Source organism: Bacteroidota bacterium (assembly GCA_016718825.1).
In the GTDB taxonomy this organism is placed as follows: domain Bacteria; phylum Bacteroidota; class Bacteroidia; order J057; family JADKCL01; genus JADKCL01.
Window position 1 is genome coordinate 221,361 of the sequence record JADKCL010000004.1, and the last position, 20,779, is coordinate 242,139.

Consider the following 20,779-nt stretch of genomic DNA (forward strand, 5'->3'; position numbering starts at 1 on the left):
ACCAAATTTCCCGGATCCTTTCCAAGGAATCTCACAAAAATATTTACAAAGAAATCGTACCCATGGTCAGGCACGCTTTCCGGGCGTTGTGAAATCCCTTTCTTTAATCCGGGCAGCAAATTTACAGTTTGATTTTGAGAAAAGTGAATGTGAAATGGATTTTTAGCAAGATTTCTTTCGAAAGGCACCAATTTTTCCACAGATTCGGCTTTTCCTGCTTATTTTTGCATACATAGAGCATGGAAATTTTTCTGCACCACCACCCTGAAACATCTTTGAACGTCTCGGCGTTTAATGAGAACATGAATTGCCGAAAGTCCTCACCGCTTGCCTTGCTGAGTTCTCTGGGTGCATTTTTCCTGATCTGGCTCGTCGGATTTGGCGCACTTCACGCCTCCCACAACCTCGCAGGAGACATCACCTACCGCTATCTTGGTGGCACTCAAGTCGAAATTACCGTAACGACTTTCACCGATCCCTCCGCAGCATTCGTGGATCGTTGCAACATCGACATCGAGATTTTCAATTCGACCGGCACCAACCGTATTGCCCAAGTGACCAATATCCCACGGCAAAACGGACCTTGGAACGTAGATCCTCAATTCCCCAGCGTAACCTGCTCCAACGCGCAAATGGGCGAATACATCATCGGATCCATCAAAAAGAACATCTATCGGACTACATACACTTTGCCAGGACCGGGTTATTACCTTGTGCGCTACTATGATGTCGCCAGGTTGAATGACATCATTAACATGGACAATTCCGGAAGCCAAGCCTTCTTTATAGAGTCCACCATCCTCATCAACTCTTATCTCGGGGCACAAAACTCTCCGCAGTTTCTCAATCACCCCATTGATGAGGCTTGTACCGGCAAACTCTGGACGCATAATCCAGGAGGGTATGACCCCGATGGCGACTCCCTCGCTTACAAGTTTGTCAATTGCCGGCAGTACGATCCCCCATCCATCCCGTCCCCGATTACCTGCTCCGGCTTTGTAATGCCCGATGTCATCAGCCCCAACGGACCCATTTCGATCGATGTTCATACCGGACTGATCACTTGGGATGTCCCGAATGTCATCGGTATATATAATATAGCGTTTGTGATTGAAGAGTACCGTGACGGCGTTCGAATCGGATTCTCTTACCGGGACATGGCGATATTTGTCAATCCCTGCGACAACGATCCGCCCGTCATCGAGGCGCCGACTGAACTCTGTGTTTTTGCGGGAGACACGGTGACCATTGACTTCAAGATTTGGGACCCCAACTTCTTCTCCTCGGTGTCGCCGCCCGGAGACAGTATCTACTTCTATCTTAACAACGGCGGAAATCAGCTCAATGGACCGTTTGCGGTAACCACGAGCCCTGCCGAAATCGTCATCACGGAGCCGGTGGGAACGCAGTTTCCTCCAGACTTTCCAGTGGCCTACGACGACACGATCAAAGGACGCATCACTTGGCGCACGGATTGCGACCATGTGCGACCTTCATTTTATCAAATCGACTTCTATGCGCACGACAACATCTCTTACTACGACGACAATAGGATGTTGAGCGCAAATCTGATCACCATGATCAAGGTCTTACCAAGACCACTCGAAGGACTTACGGCCGTTGCCGCCAACCGTGAAATCACCTTAAATTGGACGCCTCATGTCTGTGATTCTGCACGAGGCTACGAAATCTACAGGCGTTTGGGTGGAGGCGCATGGAATGAGGATACCGTTTGCTGTAGCAGCGATCCAAGTACCGCAGGTTTCCAATTGCTCGGCACAACCCTTGGTCGTAACAACACCACATTTGTTGATGACAATGGCGGACTTGGCTTTGATTACGGTGTTGAATACTGCTATATCGTCAGGGCATTCTTTGACGAAGGCCTCCGCTCCTGTGCTACAGATATCGTTTGTGTCGAAATTCAGAAGGATTTCCCGGTATTGCTGAAGGACAGCGTCGCCGTGACGGATGCTGCGCTTGGCGAAATTCAAGTAGAATGGTCACAACCGGACAATGTCGATTCCATCTTCCAAGGTCCATACACCTATCATTTGTTGCGGGCAACGGGCATTGATGGCCCCCCTGTCTGGACCACCATCGCCACCGGACTTGCTTTCGATGATACCACCTATCGGGATACAGGACTGAATACCGAGGCAACCGGGTTCCGGTACCGCGTGGACCTCTACGATGCCAATGACGTGTTGATCGTCACGGGGAATTCCGGGTCCAGTATTTTCCTTACCATTACCCCCGGAGACAAGATTCTGAATCTGGAATGGCGCGAATTTGTGCCTTGGCGCAATCGAAAATATTATATCTATCGGGCAGACTTCCTTGCTGCGCCTTATGTTTTGATAGATTCGGTCGTCGGTATCGGCACCAACAGACATATCTACCGCGACGACAGCCTCACAAACTTTGAGGACTATTGCTACGTGGTTGTATCTGAGGGTGAGTACCTTGCTGGCGAAGGTGTGCCTGATTCCGTAAAAAATGCCTCGCAAAAGACCTGTGGAATTCCGCAGGATTTTGAACCGCCGTGCATCGGCACGGTGACGATCGATACTACGCGCAACTGCGAAAACTTCAGCCTCGGATTTTCTTGGACCTATCCTGACAGCGCCTGCGGTGCGGATTTGGATTATTTCACAATCTATCGCGCCGACAACCGCGAGGGAGTTTACCAAGAAGTGGCCCGTATCGACAGTGGAACAACGAGTTACAACTTCGGCGGATTGCCATCTTTGGCCGACTGCTACGGAATCACCGCCACGGATACCAACGGAAATGAAAGTTCGATGCGGATTTACTGCTTTGAAAACTGTCCCGAGTTGGACTTGGGCAACGTATTCACTCCGAATGGGGATGGTATCAATGACTACTTCTCTCCAGTCTTGGACCGCAGCTTGCGCGTGACGGTGGTGCAAGTCTATGATCGCTGGGGCAAGGCGGTGTTTGTCTCCAATTCGGTCAACAACAATGATCAACTCTGGGACGGCAACAACAACAATGGAAATGCGGTGCCTGAAGGTGTCTATTATTATGTGATCCGATTCGAAGAGGACCATCTCCCTGGGTTCGTGCCCCGTCCTCCCGTCACAGGCGTCATTACATTGCTCAGATAATCCCATTCGAAGTGTTTACTGGAATCATTGAAAGTACCGGTCGACTGATTTCCCGGAAATCAGAAGGCAGCAACATCGTCTTTCGCATCGCGACCGTCCTGGACGAGCCCATTAAGGTCGATCAAAGCATTGCTCATAACGGGGTTTGTCTCACTGTCACCGAAATCTTTGAAAATATTCCGGAAGGCAACAAGGAATACACCGTTGTGGCCGTCGAAGAAACGCTGAAAAAGACCAATCTTGGAAGCGTGCAAGCAGGCGACATCTTCAACATCGAACGCTGCCTGAAGGCTGGACAAAGAATGGATGGCCACTTCGTCCAAGGGCATGTGGACACAACCGGACTTGTAACAGGCGTCAAAGACGTCGACGGTTCCTGGATGTTTCACTTTTCCTTCCCCGCCGAATTCAGCAATTTGATGGTTGATAAAGGGTCGATTTGTGTGAACGGGGTGAGTTTGACCGTCGTGGAATCTGGAACCGGCCACTTCTCGGTGACCATCATTCCCTACACCTACGAACATACCAACTTCCATGCATTCAAAGTCGGGGATCAAGTGAATCTCGAATTTGACATTCTCGGGAAGTATTTGCACAAAATCTACGGACCCAAGGATTAACACCTTGAAGGGTGTCCATAAGAAAAGCGGCTGAAACCTGGATTTCAGCCGCTTTTTTATTGGAGTGAACGAACCTTAGTTGTTCGCGGGCGTCCTTTTAGTGTATGTTTTATCGTAGTCTTCCAATTTGGAAAACAATGCCTTTGCGGAATTCAAGGATGCTGCATCGGTCAAGGTCAACGCTTTCAAGTCGGCAAGCACAGCCTTTTCTGTTACCATATCGGTTGGCTTGGACAGGTTTGTCGCCACATTGGATGCTGTAACGGACTGAATGTCACGCTCCATGAAAGCGACCAACTTCGTGCGATGTGCCTGTGCCATTTGAAGATTGCCTTGGTTCACAGCATTTTCAAAACTGTTGACATAGGCTGTCACGACTGGCATACCGGAAACAACCGGTTTCAGCGGTGTTGAATTTTGAAGGCTTTGAGCATTCAAACCCGAAAAGCCTGTGAGGATCATGGCGAGCAGGGAGAGTACAAAAACTGTGCGTTTCATGCGTTGCGCTATTTGATAAGTATCAATTTTCAAATCTAGAACCAGAATCGTGCCGAAAACAATTCCAAAGCACCGATTCAAACATGAATTTACAAACATTCTTGGAGAGTCCTTCCAAAATTCTTTCAAAACGGCTGAACGGTGCAAAATCGGTGCTGGAACTGCATTCCTCCTTGCTGAATGTAAAATCGAAGGCGCTAACCAGCTTTCATCCAATTTTGGTCTCCAAAAGGATACACAAATCAGCATTCAGCTACCCAATTCTCCTTGGCATTTCCTACCTTTGCGCATCTTTTTAACCCTGCATCAATTTGAAAAGCATGGCTCAGAAATCAGTCGATCAGCCCGCCACCCTCGAGCAAGCCAAAAAGCTCGGACTCTTGGAAGAAGAATTCAACAGAATCTGTGACATTTTGGGTCGTCAACCCAATTTCACGGAGCTGAGCATCTTTTCCGTGATGTGGAGCGAGCATTGCTCCTATAAAAATTCGATTTTGCAGTTGAAGCGCCTTCCGAAGGAAGGAAAACGCGTTTTGGCCGGTGCAGGCGAAGAAAATGCAGGCTTGATGGACATTGGCGACGGCCTCGCCGTGGCCTTTAAAATCGAAAGCCACAACCACCCCAGCGCGATCGAACCGTACCAAGGTGCGGCTACGGGCGTCGGCGGCATTCACCGCGACATCTTCACGATGGGCGCACGGCCGATTTGCAGCCTCAATTCGCTCCGATTCGGCAACCTTGACCTCGCCAAGACCAAACACTTGGTCAAAGGTGTCGTCAAAGGTATCGGTGACTACGGCAATGCCTTCGGAGTGCCAACGGTCGGCGGCGAAGTCTATTTTGACGATTGCTACAATACCAATCCGCTCGTGAATGCCATGAGCGTCGGCATTGTGAAAATCGGCGAAACGGCAAGTGCCATTGCAAAAGGCCCTGGAAATCCGGTGTTTATCGTCGGTTCGACGACAGGCAAGGACGGCATCCACGGCGCGACCTTCGCATCAGGAGACATCCACGAAGATTCGATCAAGGACCTTCCGAGCGTGCAAGTCGGCGACCCCTTCACAGAAAAATTGCTCCTCGAGGCCAGTTTGGAGGTGATTCGCTCCGGCGCTGTCGTCGGCATGCAAGACATGGGTGCCGCCGGCATCACTTGCTCGACCTCCGAAATGAGCGCGAAATCCGAAACAGGCATGGACGTTTGGCTCGACAAAGTGCCAACGCGTCAGGAAAACATGAAATCCTGGGAAATCCTGCTTTCGGAGAGCCAAGAGCGCATGCTGGTGATCGTCGAAAAGGGCAAGGAGCAGATTGCCATCGACATTTTTGACAAATGGGACCTCGAATGCGTGCAAATCGGCGTCGTGACCGACACGGAGATCCTCAACTATTATATGAATGGCGAATTGGTGGCTTCGGTGCCGGCCAAACCGCTGGTCTTGGGTGGCGGCGCACCGGTCTATCAGCGCGAGCAACGCCTGCCCGCCTACGTAGAACTGATCGAGGACTACCATATCGACAATATCCAACAGCCCGAAGACCTCTGGGAAGTCTTCACGTACCTCTGCGGATTGCCGACTGTCGCCTCCAAGCGCTGGATCACGCAACAATACGACAGCATGGTTGGCGCCGCGAATATGAGCACCAACCGTCCGAGTGACGTCGCGGTCGTCTCGATCAAAGGCACCAAAAAGGCCTTGGCCGTGACGACGGACTGCAACAGCCGTTATGTGAAGGCTGATCCGCTGGCAGGAACCGCCTTGGCGGTGGCAGAAGCTGCGCGGAACATTGCTTGTTCCGGTGGCGAGCCCTTGGGCGTGACCAACTGCCTGAACTTCGGCAACCCTTACCGTCCGGAGGTGTACTGGCAATTTGCAAGCGCCATCGAAGGCATGCGTTTGGCTTGTACTGCTTTCAAGACCCCCGTCACCGGCGGCAACGTGAGCTTTTACAACCAAAGCAACGACGATGGTCCGGTGGATCCGACTCCGACCATCGGCATGGTGGGCCTTTTGGAAGATGCTGAGAAGCAGATGATGGGCCTCGAATTCCGCAAGCCCGGTGACCTGATCTACTTGTTGGGTCACATCGTGGAGGACATTAACTGCTCCGAATACGTTTACCATTACCACGGTGTCAAGCTGAGCCCCGCGCCGTATGTGAATCTGGATGAGGAAGTTGCGCTTTGCAAAGCTCTCCGCAAAGTGATCAAGGCAGGCCTTATCAAAAGTGCCCACGACGTTTCCGAAGGTGGGCTCGCGATCTGTTTGCTGGAAAGCGGATTCCCCAACAACCTGGGCTGCAACATTTTGCTCGATGACAGCATCCGCGCCGATGCCTTCTTGTTTGGCGAAAGCGGCGGACGTGTAGTGGTGAGCGTGAGCACACGCGACCAAGACGCCTTCGAAGACCTGATGGAAACCACCGGCGTGCCGGTTTTGGTTCTCGGCGAAGTCACCGATGGCAACATCGACGTCGATGATGAGGACTTTGGCCACATCTCTGAGTACAAGGAGGTGTATATGAATGCTTTGGAGAAGAAGTTGGGATTGTAATATGCTCGGTCTCAAACTCAACACCGACCCGAAATGGGTCAAAAATGTCGTCGAAGGCAATGTCTCCGAGATCCTGACCGACCATGCCTATTGTGAGCAAAAGGCTGCAAGCCACGCGATTACGTTTATCGTGAAGTTCCCGGAGCGCACCGAACTGGTCAATGCCATGATCGACCTTGCACGCGAGGAAATGGCCCATTTCAAGATGGTACATCAACTGATTCAGCAGCGCGGATTTGTGCTCGGGCGCGAACGCAAGGACGATTACGTGAACGAACTGAGCAAATTCGTTAGGAATGGGCTGGATCGGGAATCGCTGTTGCTTGATCGTTTGTTGGTTTCAGCGATGATTGAGGCGCGCAGTTGCGAGCGCTTCAAAGTGCTGCACGACCACATCAACGATCCCGAATTGGCCAAGTTTTACTACGACTTGATGGCTTCGGAAGCGCGGCACTACACGATGTTCATCCGATTGGCCAAAGAATACAATGATCACGCTGTTGTGGACAAACGATGGGAGGAAATGCTCGTCTTTGAAGCAGATGTGATTTCGCGCTACGGGACAGTCGGACGGATCCACGGCTGATCTGTGGGTGGAATGCGTGGTGTTGGCCGGTCGCCAATGTCGATGATCAACGAGTCTTTTGGAATTCTACGGAGGTAGGGAATTGTCGTCAAATGAACTTTGTTTCCCGTCTTCCAATCCAACCCAAGATGTGCCGGAGGCAGGTGTAGAGACGCTTGCGGCCGCAGGTCGAAGCGTCTAGCGGTTGCTAGAACTATTTCCAGATATTGTCGATCACGACCTTGATGTCGTCTGCCACAGTGATGCGGGCATGGTAATACAGCATCCCCGGGCCTGAACTTGCTTTGAAAATGCCGTCGGTTTGGAGCTCGCCGATGGAGGGATCCGTCACGTCAAAACACTCTTCAATTGGACCTTCGCAGGCCATGACCTCGGTGACGGAAGCCGTCGTGTATTTTTTTGTCACTGCTGCTGAAATGGCTTCGTTGATCGCAACCTTTTGACCCTCGCATTTGGCGATAAACGCAGCAGTTTTTCCCCAGCGACTGCCCACCAAGGCGGGCTGTGAACGCTCCAAATTGGAGATCATGAGCTTCATGCAATCGTTCCAAACGTGATCAAAAATCGCATTCGGACCCAAATGGCGGCTTTTTCCGTCTTCCAGCATCATGATTCCGGGCTGCACCTTCTTCACCTTCCAAGTGGAATCCATCAAAAACAACAGGTCAAAATCCAGCATCGTCACCGTTCCAGGGGCTTTGAGCAGGCATTGGGAAAGGTCGTAGGTATGCCAAACCGGATGATGTTTTTCGCCGGGATACTCAGGATTGAAACGCACGGAATACGGCAGTAGTTTGTTTCCGGTACTTGTGACGCTGAGATTCGGCTCAAAATCCCACATCTTTTTGAAATTGTTCATGCCAAACCAGCTCATTTCCTGCTTTTGGAGCGCTTCATAGTTCTTGAGCCAGAGGTCGGGGTTGTTTTTGACGAATCCCTGAATGGTTTTGGCCAATACCGAAGGCTCGGGTTGTTGCGCCTTCAATTGCACCAATCCGAGGAGAATGAACAAGCCCAAAAGAAGTGTTTTCGATTTCATCCAACGAAGTTTTGCTTCATCAACCACATTTCGTGCCAAGTTGCACATAACAAAACCGACCTCCGAAACGCATTCCGAAGGTCGGTCATCACAACGACAATGCTCAATTGGCAGTGTCGGCAGGGATCAAGTGGAACTCCCAAGTCGCGGTGTCGGTGACATCGCGAAACCAGAGTTGGTTTTCCATGAGGCGCAAAATCGTGACCGTTTTCCGATCAGGATCGACTGCGGGCACAGAATACAAAAAGCGGATTTCGGCTTCGTCGTTGACAAAGTCCCAAAATCCATTTTGTGTGACTACCGTCGAATCGTCATCAGCCAGGTCGGTGATCACGATGCGGCCATCTTCGCGCATATCCAGCGTCCAATCTTTGTACCAAGCGCTCGCATCAACGTCATCGCGGTAGGCATATTCGGCTACCCAAGTATTGATGGCGCGTTCGCGTTTGGTGCGCAGGCTCATTTTGGGGCCATTTTCGTAATCATCGCATCCGACAGTGAGAAGGCTGAGCATCACGAGAACAAAACCCAGTTGAAAGGCAAATTTCTTCATATTTCAAAAGCGGGCACATCGCCCATTTTTCATAATCAGGCGGTAATTTAGGAAGATTTTGGATTTCTTGGCGAAAAAGTTCGAAGCGATCAACTCCTTCAGGGGTACTTCCTCGAATCACTGTATTTCTGCGTGCTTGAGAAAGGCTATTCTGCCCCCTTCTCCCGTGGGTTGGAATCCCCAACGAATTCACTAATTTGGATTGCGAATTGATTGGCATCGAAAAGGGACAATATGAGATGGTTGCTTGGATTTAGAGTTGGCCTGCTGCTTGTGGTTCTCAACCTGCTTTCAATAAATATGATGGCTCAACAGGAACGTGGAACGGTCAACCTGACGTATTGGGGAGTGACCTTGACTTTGCCTACCGGGTGGTCGGCACAACGGGGAGACAATGCCTTGGGCGTATCGGCCGATGACGGCTCGGGAGTCATCCTGATCATACCCCATGCCTTGAAGACACTTGCGGAAATCAAGACAAATTTGGAGCAAGGCTTCAAAATCGGAGAAGATACCGACATGCAGGCCACCGAATATGCCACAACAATTTCACCCACCCAGGCAGGGGCCCCGTTGGCAGGAACCTTCAATGGCGGGGATGCCATGGGCTACCTTCTGGGAATTACAAATGCCAAAGGTCAAGGACTGACCGTTTTTGCCTTGACGAATCCGGAATTTTATGACGCAATCAAATTCAAAAACCTCGCGATTGGCATCGGTGCTTCCTTGAAATTTACCACGCCCGCTCCGCCACCCAATGCCAACTACTGGAAAACCAAACTCGGCGGATGCGTGCTGAGTGCCTTTGAGAGCTACAATGGCGGCAGTAGCGGCGGATACAGTTCGGAAATGCGAATCGACCTCTGCACCAACGGCAATTGCCGCTATTTCAGTCAGAGCTCGGTTTCGATGTATGGGGGCGGGCTGAATGGAGGAAGCAACGACAGCAATTCCGGAAATGGCAAGTGGACCCTTTCTGCGGACATTGAAGGCCATCCGATGCTGAATTTGCACCTCACCGACGGTGCGGAATACGCCTTCCTCTTGGGTGAAAATGGTGGGAAAATCTCGCTCAACAGCAATGCCTGCAACCGCACCACTGCGGCAGACGGCGGCCAATGGGCACCCCAATGCGACTGAGTTGCATTGCGAACTGGTCAAGAAGTCGCCTCAGGCAGATTCCGGACCACCTTCGCAAGGACCGCACCTGTCTACAATTCGATTAGCTTCAACGGAAAATAAATTGCCCTATGCGCACGATCAGCCTCACAACTTACATGTTTTTCATCGCACTGACCACCATTGGATTCAGCTGCAAAAAATCATCCGATTCGACATCCGCCTCGACCCAAGAGACCATTGCCAATGGAAGCGAATCGGAGGAACCTAACGAAGCCCTCGGCAACGCCCAAGATGAAAATATGCCCAATACCATGGCTTTGGCGGCGGGATTGGTGACAAAAACGAACCTTTCCGGGAAGATCGATGGAAAAATCGAGGCTTCGTTGGAGCTCTATCAGGCCGATGATGTCATTCGCGGAACGATCACCTACAAAAAAAGCGGAAAGCCGATTTTGGTTTTGGGCAACGGAGGTCAAAACGGGATGATCTTTCTCCGCGAATTCCTCCCCGATGGCAAAATCTCGGGAGGGATGTCTGGAGAATTGGACGACGAGAAGTTTTCGGGAAGCTGGTACGGGAATGACAAGGATTTAAAGCTTGAAATGAATGTCACCAACCAAATGGAAGATGTCGAATGGCCTTTTGACGTCAGTGGTTCGGTCGCTGGCGAATATGCCTATCATTATCCCGAGGAATCAACGGGCGATCCCGGTGCTGCCGGCACGCTCAAAGTCAAACAGTCGGGCAACAAAATCACATTCTCCTTTGACTGCGTCAACGGTCCGCCGGCTTACAGCATCGCGACGGTAGAAGATACCGAGGCAGTTTTGGACGGAAACAGGGTTGATGTGAAGCTTTCCGGCTTGGATTGTGCTTTTTCCATTCAATTCTTCAAAGGATTTGCCATCGTGCATCAGGAAAATGGCTACATCCAATGCGAATTTGGAAACGGCGCCGGCATCGAAGGCCAATACGTGAAAGTCAGGTAGCCTCGGTCCCATCTGCCTGCCCAAAACCCATTCGAATTTTCCCTAAATTCGCCCAAATGCGAAAAAGACTGCTCCTGATCGGCTTGCCGATGCTTTGCCTGCTGCTGACCGCTTGCACCGGCGGCCGGATGCTGATTTACAACTTCAGTGACATCAAGGATTACAAGCGGTTTCCTGCGCGCGAACTTCCGGCCGCTGCCACGCCTTTCCGATTTGCCGAACGCGACGCGGCCTACATTCAGGGAAAAGACATCCGCATCAGCCACAAAAACCGCCATGAGCACCTCGACAGCCTGCTTTTGGGCAGCAATACCGTCGCCTTCCTCATCATTCAGCACGATACGATTCTCTACGAACGGTATTTTCGCAAATATGATCGGGAAAGTCTCGTGGCTTCGTTTTCGATGGCCAAAAGCTATACCTCAGCGCTTGTCGGCTGCGCCTTGGCCGATGGCTTGATCAAAAGCATCGAGGACAAAATGGTCGATTACCTCCCCGAATTGCAGGGCAAAGGGCTGGAGGATGTCAAAATCAGGCACTTGCTCCAAATGACGTCCGGCATCCACCACGAGGAAAACTATTACAACCCCTTTGCCGGCGTCGCAAGGCTGTACTACGGGAAACACTTGCACCGGCAAATCCGACACATCGGCAAAGACATGCCTGCAGGGCATTATTTCAAGTACAAAAGCATCAACACGCAACTGCTCGGCGAAATTGTGGCCCGCGTAACGGGAAAGTCGCTCACGCAGTACATGAACGAAAAAATCTGGTCACAAATCGGCACGGAATATCCTGCCACGTGGAGCATTGACCAGAAAAAGGACGGCATGGAAAAGGCATTCAGCAGCATCAATGCCACCGCACGCGACTTTGCAAAATTTGGGCGACTGTACCTGCACAAAGGAAATTGGAATGGCAAACAGCTGATTTCCAAGGAATGGGTCGAGGAAAGCACCAAGGTCGATGCGCAGGACGGTTCGGTCACTTATTATCAATATCAGTGGTGGCTCCCCACCAAAACCGGCGACTTCATGGCCAACGGCCACCTCGGACAATATATATATGTGAATCCCGCCAAGGATTTGATCGTCGTGCGCCTCGGAAAAAACGAAGGCAAGGTCAGTTGGTGGCAGGCATTCACAGAAATCGCCGCACAATTGTAACTTAGCCGCCCAGATGAAGATCAGCGCTTATATCAAGCTTTTGCGGCCCCATCAGTACCTGAAGAATGCCTTCATTCTGTCGCCGCTGTTTTTTGCGTTCAAGTTCAATGACTTGCACCTCCTCGGGCGCGTGGGTTTGGTGACCTTGTTGTTCTGTTTCGTAGCGAGCGCGATCTATGTGCTCAACGATTACTTCGACATCGAAGCCGATCGCAACCACCCTGTCAAAAAGGACCGTCCGATGGCCTCCGGGGCCGTTCCGGTTTCGCATGGCCTGATCATGATGGCTGTTTTTGCCATTGTCGGATGCGTTGGGATCTACCTGATCAGTCCGGCAGCATTTTGGCTGACAGTGGTTTACATGGTCAACAATCTGCTGTATTCCTTCCGTTTGAAGCATATTCCGATCCTCGACATCACCCTGCTCAGCGTCGGATTTGTGCTGCGCTTGTATATCGGTTCTGCAGCGGCTGCCGGTGAGGTTCCGCTGTCCATGTGGATCGTCTTGATCACCTTCCTCTTGGCGTTGTTTTTGGCCTTGGCCAAGCGCCGTGACGATGTTTTGTTGAGCGCCGAGGGCAAAAAAGTGCGCAAAGCGATCGACGGTTACAACCTCGAATTCATCAACGGTGCCATGATGGTCATGGCTTCTGTGGTGATCGTGAGCTATATCTCCTATTGCATTTCGGAAGAAGTAACCACACGTTTGAAAACAGAAAACCTGTATTTCACGGTCATTTTCGTGGTTTTGGGCATCCTGCGCTACATGCAGATCACATTCGTCGAGCAAAAAAGTGGAAGTCCGACGAAGGTGCTGATCCGCGATCTTTTCTTGCAGTTGGTGATTTTGGGTTGGCTGATCAGCTTTGCGATGCTCGTTCCTGCTGCCCACGAACTGATCTTTGGCTGGGTCGGTTAAGTTCCGATTCCCTTCGAATCAAATTTTATGGTCTGAATACATCTTTGCCGCAGCAATAATCCCGCTGAGGCATGCGCCGGGGATTCCCTGTCCGGGATATGTGCTGTCCCCGCAGATATAGGCGCCTTTTCCGTCAAGTCGCGCGTCTTTCATTTGCCAAGGTTTGATGTCGAGATACTGCGGATAGCCTCCCACAAAACCGTACGCCCTGCCCGTCCATTTCTCCCAAGACTTTTGACTCGACGAATGCTGATAAAGGATGTCCTCCTTGCGCAGAAAGCCTTTGCTGACCAACAAATCGACAATCGCAGCCTCAATCGCAGCTTTGTCGGTCACCTGCTGCACATGCGGATCAAAAATATGGGTACTGATGCTCGCGATGCATTCGTCGGGTTTGCAGCGGGTGGTGTCGTCGGAATGGCTGAGGCTCACGAAAATGCTTTTCCCACCAATTTGCGGAAGCGGTTCGGGCAAATGCAATTGATGGTGGAGGCAATCAAAAACCGCGCTGCGTTTGAAGGCGATGCCCATCGTGAAGGCGCTGCGCAGGCGTGCCGGCGCCATCGTCGCGGATTCCCAGCGCTGCTGAAGCGCATCGCCGAGCATCGGCAACGTGTTGTTGAGCGGAATCGCCGAGAGGAAATACCGCGCAGTAAAGGTTCCGTGCTTTTGCGTTTCGACGGCATAACCATCGGCGGTTTGCACCACGCGGGTGGCTTGGTGCCGCAACAGCACCCGCCCACCACGTGCCTCGATATAATCCACGAACGGCTTGACCATTCCCATCATGCCACCACACATATAATAGTTGCCGAAGTTGGTGTAGCACAAAGCGGTTGCACCAAAAAGCGCATTCACCTCCGAAGCATGGTTTTGAGCAGTGATCAGCAATTGTTCGTCGACAAATTCGCGGAAGCGGATGTTTTCATGCAGGCCGAATCGTTTCAAAAGTGATTCCAAAGAGGAAAATGCCTTGGGAATCAGGCTAATTTGGCCAAAAGAGAACCCGCGGGCCATCCCGAACAAATCGGCCAATTTACTCGGTGGAAAGTGCAATTGCTGTCCGGAGGTTTGCCAGACTTTTTGGGCCACGCCCATACAATATTCCCAGAAGGGGCGCTGCCCGACAACGCCAAAAACCCTTTCGGCCTCGGCAATCCACAGCTCAAGGTCCTCGAATCGCGTAATTACTGTGCCGTCCTTCAAATAGACCTTCATCGGCGTTTCCAACCGAATCGGATTTAAATCGATTCCCGTTTTGTCGAGCACCAACCGCAACGGCATTCCCGCATCCAATCCGACGAGGGTCGTGGCACCAGCCTCAAACGTGTAACCATGTCTAGGATACGAACTTGTGCATCCGCCGGGCAACCAATTTTGCTCGAGAATCATTACCTTTGTACCGCGTTCAGCCAAAAGGGCAGCGGCAGTCAACCCAGCGATGCCTGCCCCGATGACCAGGACGTCAGCGTGCAATTCAATATTTTGTTTAATATTCTTCACTGAAAACTAAAACAAAACCACGCACGTATTGTTGTTTGCTTAGATGAAGAAAGTCACTGTATCCAGGAAAGCTCACTTTAATGCCGCGCATCGGCTGCACAATCCTTCATGGACCGACGAAAAAAATCGGGAAGTGTTTGGCAAGTGCAACCGCACCAACTACCATGGGCACAATTATGAGCTCATTGTCAAAGTAGGTGGCGCGATTGATCCCGAAACCGGCTATGTTTTGGATCTGAAGTGGTTGGCTGATCTGATCGACGAGGTAATCGTTGAGCGTTTTGACCACCAAAACCTGAATTTGGATACAGTTGAATTTAAGAACCTCAATCCCACAGCCGAAAATATCGCGGTGGTGGTCTGGGATTTGCTTCGTCCTCACATTGATTTGGACAAGACTTTGAAGGTAGAACTCTATGAAACGGAACGAAACTTTGTTGAGTACAGTGGAGAATGATGCCATGACGCACGAGGAATTGGGCGACATGCATGTGGGCACCTCTTTTGAGACCCCGCTCCGCCCGGATGCTTTTGACCGTGACGACGACCTGAAAGTCGAACTCATTTCCAAGCATTTCAAGGAAATCATGCACATTCTGGGCTTGGACCTGGAAGATGACAGCCTCAAAGGCACGCCGATGCGTGTCGCCAAGATGTATGTCAAGGAGATTTTCAGCGGCCTGAATCCCGAGAATGCCCCGGAAATCAAGTTGTTTGAAAACAAGTATCAATACAATGAGATGCTCGTGGAACGCAACATCCCGTTTGTTTCCAATTGCGAGCACCACTTTGTGCCGATCGTTGGAAAAGCGCATTGCGCCTACATCTCCAATGGCAAGGTCGTGGGCCTGAGCAAGATCAACCGCATTGTCGAATACTACGCGAAACGTCCTCAGGTACAGGAGCGCATGACGATGCAGATCGCCAACCATCTCAAGGAGGCCCTTGGAACTGAAGATGTTGCGGTGATGATCTCAGCTGCACATATGTGCGTGAGCATGCGCGGGGTGGAGCACGACGGAGTCGAAACAATCACAAGTGCCTATTCTGGTAGATTCCTTGAAGAAGCACGGAAATCAGAATTTCTCAGGCTGATCCAAGGTTGATCCAACCTTCAGGATTTTCCGTCAAAAGACGTTCGATTCCAATCGATTCATTGCCAAGCAGTTTTGCTTCTGCTTCCTCCACATGCAATTTACTTCGTCGAAGCCCAGCATGAATTCATCAATTTTTTTGATTGCTAAATCGATTTATCTGTCGATTGAATCCGCCTACCTATTATCTTGGCATCGTTAAAATTTGGAAGCTGCTCCAACAACGGAATTAATTGTCGATAGAGCTTTGAACAGGTTGCTGAAACTCAAGCACTGCCCTCAAGAAGCAGCTGTTTGGAATTGTTTGCAAGGAATGAAAACCGATGCCCTGCGCTTCAAGCGTCAGTTTCGCATCGGCCCCTACGTGGTGGATTTCTGCTGCCCTTCGATGAAATTGATCATCGAGGTGACCAAAGAACCCGTGACGGTTCGCCCACCTGATGCCTATGATCAGATGCGTATCGGTTATTTGGAAGCGGAAGGATTTAATGTCCTCCGTTTTGCTGAAGAAGATGCCCGTGACCATGGAGACCGCATCGTAGAAGCGATCCGTGGCATTATTTCCGCATCCAGCCCATCCAACTGAATTTCCCGAACACATTCATTTTGACTTCCAAGTGCAACCCTGCCGGGTGAGTTTCTAACGCGTTGGATTTTAATCCTTCGAATGCACTTTTTTTATCCAAGCGAACCCACCGCATCCTTTTTGTGTCCTCATTTTTTCAAATAGGATGGCAAAATTGCCCTTCCCTGACAGCAATCGAATTCTCATTCAGCCACCATCTCAAAAAAGAACCCGCTTTGCCGTTGAAGCCTCCTTCTTCAATCGCCCAACTCCCGATGAAAGAAATTCATCGTTTTTGAACCATTTCTCCTGCGACATTATCTTCCTGAACGTCCACACAGCCTCGAAAAGGCAGCTTAACAGCTTGAAAGTGTCTGAATAACACATTCAAGAATGGAAAATAGCTTTAAGATTAGATGTACGAATTCTTGAAAAAATTCATAAAACGTTTTGATTTGCCAGAAATCCTTCACTACTTTGCATGAAAGAAATCAATCAGAAATCAATGAAAAATTTTAGACTCCTTCTGGTCTGCCTCATCTTGGGTTCATTTGCCTTCAGCTGTGGAGTAGACAATGTCGATCCCGCCGCGGCTCCGCAGAATATTTCTGGCAGCTATCAGCAGGTTGCACGTCCGACACAACAGTGCGGTCCCTCTGTTTTTTCGCGCCTCAAGGACGGCACCACCGACCTCGGCAGCTTGGAAATGCTCAACAGCAGCGAAAACATTTATTTGATTTTTGACCTCAACCAATTCAAGTATCTCGACGAATTGAAAGTATTCAAAGGCGATATCGGCAATTTGCCGATGGACTCCGATGGCAACGTTGATCTAGAAAACTTTGGTTTTCAGTCGCTCCTGAGCCAGCCATTAAACGAATACACCATGATTTCGGGTTTGAGCAGCACACCTTCCTGCACCGATTTCGTCGTTTGGGCACGCATCACAACACGCGGCATCTTTGGCAACGTCACCGCAACCAACTATGCTTGGGTCACGGGCACGCCAATCGCAAACGGCTATACCTTCAACTATTGCTCCCCAGCATGCGCCACCGTCAATTCGGCTCCACAGACCAATTGATTGTTGTTTGCACGATAAAAAAGAGGCCGCTTTCAACAAGCGGCCTCTTTTTTTATGCTTCCCCCTCGCTGTGAGAAGATAGATTCAACAATCTTAATCGAAATGAAGGCGTTTGCTTTCAATCGGTCCGACTTTCTTCTTTTCCGCCTTGGCCATGGCACGGGCCATTTTGGCCGAAGTCAAACCATCTTCGCGCTTGTTTTTGAGCTTGGGCTTGTAATTGCCCGTTCCGGCAACTGCCGGACAATCCGTGCGGCCAAAAGTGCGCCGCACGCCACGTGAAGCCGTATTTCCGGTACCATCCACGGCAGGACAGTAGGACTTGCAGGAGGTCATCATCAGATTGGAGATGACAACCGCCGCAGTGACAACAAACGCTTTAACAAACCTTGAATTCATTGATTCGGAATTTTCTGCATCAAATTAAGCAATTCGGGACATTCGAAAAAACAGGAATCTACCAATGCCGAAAGTCCGGGATAGATCGTCATGCCGCCTTCCGAAGAAGATTCCGGGCAATTCCTTTTCAAATAGCGCACCGCAGCCTCGAAATTCCATTCGTCAATGCGGTTGTTGGGATCGTGTTGACAGAGATGCGCCTCCCGCCACGCGATGGCCAGCGGATCCTTTGCCCAAGCCTTTCCCGGCCAAAGCATGTGCACCACTCCGCCTTTGAACGCCTTTTGGGCATCGTAGCGCGCAAGCCCTCCGACATTCGGAGCCAGAATCGTGGCCGCTGCATACATCACAATCGGCAAAACCCATGCTGCAGGAAACAACCAACCCAACATTCGCGGCCTTTTCATCGCCTGATTCGCAGCAAAAAACACCAAGGGCAAGACCAATACGATGTAGAAACAGAGGTAAAAAACATGATTGTCATTCACCGAATACTTGACCGCAAACGCAAGGTAGGGCAAGGCGAGCACCAACAGCCAAATCATCAGCCGACGATTTACCTTCCACAATTGCCACCAACCCAAGCCAATCGGCACCAACAAAAGCTGAAAATTGTAAACCAGCATCGCCGTTCCCAACACCAGCCCATTTATCATCACAAGCAAATCCACCCCGAGCAACTCGTCCTGAAATTTGGATTCGAAGAATACTGCCCGCAAGGAATGCTGGTGCGTGAGCGCCGGCAGAATAAACAAAATGCTCATCAATGCCATCCAAGGCAACATTCCCAAGATCTTTTGGGCAATTCGAAGGTCATTTCGCCACCAGAGGTAGGCCAGAAAAAAGGGGATGGACAAGATGTGCTGAATGTGCGTGAGCAAACCGAGGCCCAATAACAAACTCAACAGCAAGTAGTTCCGTCGTTGATGGGATAAAATGTCTTTGAGGGCGGCGAATGCGAATCCAGAAAAAAGCAGGTTGTTGAAGGCATACACCTCGATGATTTCCGACTGTTGCCAGAAAGTGAAACTGATGCCCAACACGACAACCGGCAACAGGGCCAAGCCTGGACTTGGAGCCAACAATCGCCCGATTCGGTAAACGAAAAACAGCGTCCCCAGAGCGCAGGAGATTGAAAAAAGCGTGAGCACCACAACATGCGGCATGAAAAAGAAAACCTTCAGCAACACATGCTGCAAGTTGTTGTATAGAAAATGGCTGGTGGCGTTGGTCGCAAAATCAAAACCATGCGCAGCTGAATCCAGGAAGGTCAGGCCATCGTTGAATCCGACAAAAGGACTGCGGTTGATCAGGTAAATCACCGCAAATCCACCGAAAACAAGCCAAGGAAACCATTTTTGGTTCCAATAGCGCGGTGTTGATTCGGGGATTGTGCTTTGTGCCATGCGGATGAATTCGACCGAAAGGCAAAGATAAACTTAAATCAACATCCCCATTCCACGCCAAAATGCGTAATTTGCCCACTTCCCAATCAGGAAATGCGTATGCAACCCATCAAATTTGGCACGGATGGCTGGAGAGCCATCATCGCGGAGAGTTTCACGATCGAGAACCTCACCCGTGTCACCGAAGGCATGGCGATTTGGCTCAATGCCACCTATCCCAAGCCCAGCGTCATGGTCGGCTATGATTGCCGGTTCAATGGATCCTTGTTTTCCAACCAAGTCGCTCGCGTTTTGGCGAGCCATGGCATCCAGGTATTTGTCGCACAGCGTTTTGTGAGTACGCCGATGGTGTCGCTCGCGGTCGCCAAGCGTCAGGTCAGTGCGGGCATCGTCATCACCGCAAGCCACAATCCGCCGGAGTACAACGGCTTCAAGATCAAAGGCGACTTCGGTGGGCCGGGCCTCCCGAGTACCGTCGCAGAAGTCGAAGCCCATATTCCCGATACGCCTTGCGACTATCCGTTGACGTTTTCCGAACTCGAAGAAAAAGGCCTGATCCAGCATTTCGATATGGAATCGCTGTATCTCAACCACATCCGGGAAAGTTTTGACCTGGATTTGATCAACCAATCGGGTATCAAAATCGGCTATGACGCGATGTATGGCGCGGGCCAACGTGCTTTTCGCAAGCTGTTTCCCAAAGCGACCATGCTCCATGCCGACTACAATCCCTCCTTCATGGGAACGGCTCCGGAACCGATCGAGAAAAATCTCACCGAATTCCAGGCCTTGATTCGCTCAGCCGGATTGGACTACGGATTGGCGACCGATGGCGATGCCGACCGCATTGGCTTGTTTGACGAAAACGGCACATTCGTCGACAGTCACCACATCATTCTGCTGCTCATCCACTACCTGCACAAAGTCAAAGGGCTGACGGGCAAGGTGGTCTATACCTTCTCTGTGACGCCCAAGGTCGACAAAATGGCCCGCCTCTACGGATTACCCGTCGATTGCACCAAGGTCGGCTTCAAGTACATCTGCGAGATCATGCTCAACGAAAATGTACTCGTCGGCGGCGAAGAATCCGGCGGAATTGCCATTGCAGGCCACGTCCCTGAGCGCGACGGCATTTACATCGGCTTGACCATCCTCGAAATGATGGCAAGATCCGGCAAAAAACTCACCGAACTCGTTCAGGAAATCTACGACATCGTCGGCGCCTTCAATTTCCAACGCCGCGACCTGCACCTGCCGGAAGCCGAAAAAAATGCGATCGTCGCAAAGCTGCAATCCAGCCCCTATACTGAATTCGGCGATTACAAGGTCATCCGCACCCAAACATTGGACGGCTACAAGTTTGACTTTGCCGACGAGCAATGGGTGATGATTCGTCCCTCCGGCACTGAGCCCGTTTTGCGCATTTATGCCGAAAGTGCCACCCGCGCCGGTGCGGAAGCCATTTTGGATGCCGTGATCGCAGCCATTCGCAAAGGATGAACAGTGGCCACTTCCAAAGGAAAACCGTTGCAGGAATTCTCCTGACTGGG

The 20,779-nt window shown here is 50.8% G+C and carries 19 protein-coding genes; 13 read left to right on the forward strand and 6 right to left on the reverse strand.

What is annotated here, in order from left to right:
- Positions 1 to 239: 239 nt before the first annotated feature.
- Both IPN95_06110 and IPN95_06115 read left to right on the forward strand, forming a co-directional pair.
- The gene (locus tag IPN95_06110; protein MBK9448978.1) at positions 240 to 3,131 is read left to right on the forward strand and encodes a gliding motility-associated C-terminal domain-containing protein; all 2,892 of its coding nucleotides are present in this window, start codon (positions 240 to 242) and stop codon (positions 3,129 to 3,131) included.
- 11 nt (positions 3,132 to 3,142) lie between these two features.
- Positions 3,143 to 3,751 (forward strand): riboflavin synthase, encoded by a 609-nt coding sequence (locus tag IPN95_06115; GenBank protein ID MBK9448979.1) that lies wholly within the window; start codon positions 3,143 to 3,145, stop codon positions 3,749 to 3,751.
- Between the two features lie 75 nt (positions 3,752 to 3,826).
- Here IPN95_06115 and IPN95_06120 read toward each other — a convergent pair whose 3' ends face one another.
- Positions 3,827 to 4,249 (reverse strand): hypothetical protein, encoded by a 423-nt coding sequence (locus IPN95_06120; GenBank protein ID MBK9448980.1) that lies wholly within the window; start codon positions 4,247 to 4,249, stop codon positions 3,827 to 3,829.
- Between the two features lie 320 nt (positions 4,250 to 4,569).
- On the opposite strand from IPN95_06120, the gene purL reads away from it, so the two are divergent.
- Both purL and IPN95_06130 read left to right on the forward strand, forming a co-directional pair.
- Entirely contained in the window at positions 4,570 to 6,804 is a 2,235-nt protein-coding gene (gene purL / locus IPN95_06125) for a phosphoribosylformylglycinamidine synthase subunit PurL (protein MBK9448981.1), read from the forward strand.
- A gap of 1 nt (position 6,805) precedes the next feature.
- The gene (locus tag IPN95_06130) at positions 6,806 to 7,390 is read left to right on the forward strand and encodes a tRNA-(ms[2]io[6]A)-hydroxylase (protein ID MBK9448982.1); all 585 of its coding nucleotides are present in this window, start codon (positions 6,806 to 6,808) and stop codon (positions 7,388 to 7,390) included.
- A 193-nt stretch (positions 7,391 to 7,583) separates the two neighbouring features.
- Here the strand turns inward: IPN95_06130 and IPN95_06135 are convergent, their stop codons facing one another.
- Together IPN95_06135 and IPN95_06140 are read right to left on the reverse strand one after the other, a co-directional pair.
- Positions 7,584 to 8,429 carry a hypothetical protein gene (locus tag IPN95_06135; protein ID MBK9448983.1) on the reverse strand — a complete coding sequence of 282 codons (846 nt, stop codon included), beginning with the start codon at positions 8,427 to 8,429 and terminating at the stop codon, positions 7,584 to 7,586.
- A gap of 103 nt (positions 8,430 to 8,532) precedes the next feature.
- Positions 8,533 to 8,982 (reverse strand): hypothetical protein, encoded by a 450-nt coding sequence (locus IPN95_06140; GenBank protein MBK9448984.1) that lies wholly within the window; start codon positions 8,980 to 8,982, stop codon positions 8,533 to 8,535.
- Between the two features lie 234 nt (positions 8,983 to 9,216).
- On the opposite strand from IPN95_06140, the gene IPN95_06145 reads away from it, so the two are divergent.
- The 4 genes from IPN95_06145 to IPN95_06160 all read left to right on the forward strand — a co-directional run bounded on the left by IPN95_06145 (position 9,217) and on the right by IPN95_06160 (position 13,178).
- Positions 9,217 to 10,122 carry a hypothetical protein gene (locus IPN95_06145; protein ID MBK9448985.1) on the forward strand — a complete coding sequence of 302 codons (906 nt, stop codon included), beginning with the start codon at positions 9,217 to 9,219 and terminating at the stop codon, positions 10,120 to 10,122.
- A gap of 110 nt (positions 10,123 to 10,232) precedes the next feature.
- Positions 10,233 to 11,093, forward strand: a complete 861-nt coding sequence (locus IPN95_06150) for a hypothetical protein (GenBank protein ID MBK9448986.1) — start codon at positions 10,233 to 10,235, stop codon at positions 11,091 to 11,093.
- A 56-nt stretch (positions 11,094 to 11,149) separates the two neighbouring features.
- Entirely contained in the window at positions 11,150 to 12,259 is a 1,110-nt protein-coding gene (locus IPN95_06155) for a serine hydrolase (GenBank protein ID MBK9448987.1), read from the forward strand.
- A 13-nt stretch (positions 12,260 to 12,272) separates the two neighbouring features.
- Entirely contained in the window at positions 12,273 to 13,178 is a 906-nt protein-coding gene (locus tag IPN95_06160) for a UbiA prenyltransferase family protein (GenBank protein ID MBK9448988.1), read from the forward strand.
- 18 nt (positions 13,179 to 13,196) lie between these two features.
- Here the strand turns inward: IPN95_06160 and IPN95_06165 are convergent, their stop codons facing one another.
- Positions 13,197 to 14,654, reverse strand: a complete 1,458-nt coding sequence (locus IPN95_06165; GenBank protein ID MBK9448989.1) for an FAD-dependent oxidoreductase — start codon at positions 14,652 to 14,654, stop codon at positions 13,197 to 13,199.
- Positions 14,655 to 14,724: 70 nt separating this feature from the next.
- Between IPN95_06165 and IPN95_06170 the strand changes: the two genes are divergently transcribed.
- The 4 genes from IPN95_06170 to IPN95_06185 all read left to right on the forward strand — a co-directional run bounded on the left by IPN95_06170 (position 14,725) and on the right by IPN95_06185 (position 17,424).
- Positions 14,725 to 15,138 carry a 6-carboxytetrahydropterin synthase gene (locus IPN95_06170; GenBank protein ID MBK9448990.1) on the forward strand — a complete coding sequence of 138 codons (414 nt, stop codon included), beginning with the start codon at positions 14,725 to 14,727 and terminating at the stop codon, positions 15,136 to 15,138.
- Positions 15,098 to 15,787: a GTP cyclohydrolase I FolE gene (gene folE / locus IPN95_06175; GenBank protein ID MBK9448991.1), complete on the forward strand. Its 690-nt coding sequence runs from the start codon at positions 15,098 to 15,100 to the stop codon at positions 15,785 to 15,787. The genes IPN95_06170 and folE overlap by 41 nt, the downstream gene beginning before the upstream one ends.
- 235 nt (positions 15,788 to 16,022) lie before the next feature.
- Positions 16,023 to 16,361, forward strand: a complete 339-nt coding sequence (locus tag IPN95_06180; GenBank protein MBK9448992.1) for a DUF559 domain-containing protein — start codon at positions 16,023 to 16,025, stop codon at positions 16,359 to 16,361.
- Positions 16,362 to 16,845: 484 nt separating this feature from the next.
- Positions 16,846 to 17,424 (forward strand): hypothetical protein, encoded by a 579-nt coding sequence (locus tag IPN95_06185; protein ID MBK9448993.1) that lies wholly within the window; start codon positions 16,846 to 16,848, stop codon positions 17,422 to 17,424.
- A 93-nt stretch (positions 17,425 to 17,517) separates the two neighbouring features.
- On the opposite strand, the gene IPN95_06190 is transcribed toward IPN95_06185, so the two are convergent.
- A complete protein-coding gene (locus IPN95_06190; GenBank protein MBK9448994.1) occupies positions 17,518 to 17,823 on the reverse strand; it encodes a hypothetical protein in 306 nt (101 codons plus the stop codon).
- A complete protein-coding gene (locus IPN95_06195) occupies positions 17,820 to 19,229 on the reverse strand; it encodes a DUF2723 domain-containing protein (protein MBK9448995.1) in 1,410 nt (469 codons plus the stop codon). The genes IPN95_06190 and IPN95_06195 overlap by 4 nt, the downstream gene beginning before the upstream one ends.
- A gap of 99 nt (positions 19,230 to 19,328) precedes the next feature.
- Between IPN95_06195 and IPN95_06200 the strand changes: the two genes are divergently transcribed.
- Complete coding sequence (locus IPN95_06200) at positions 19,329 to 20,729, forward strand: phosphoglucomutase/phosphomannomutase family protein (protein MBK9448996.1); 1,401 nt, start codon at positions 19,329 to 19,331, stop codon at positions 20,727 to 20,729.
- Positions 20,730 to 20,779 lie beyond the last annotated feature (50 nt).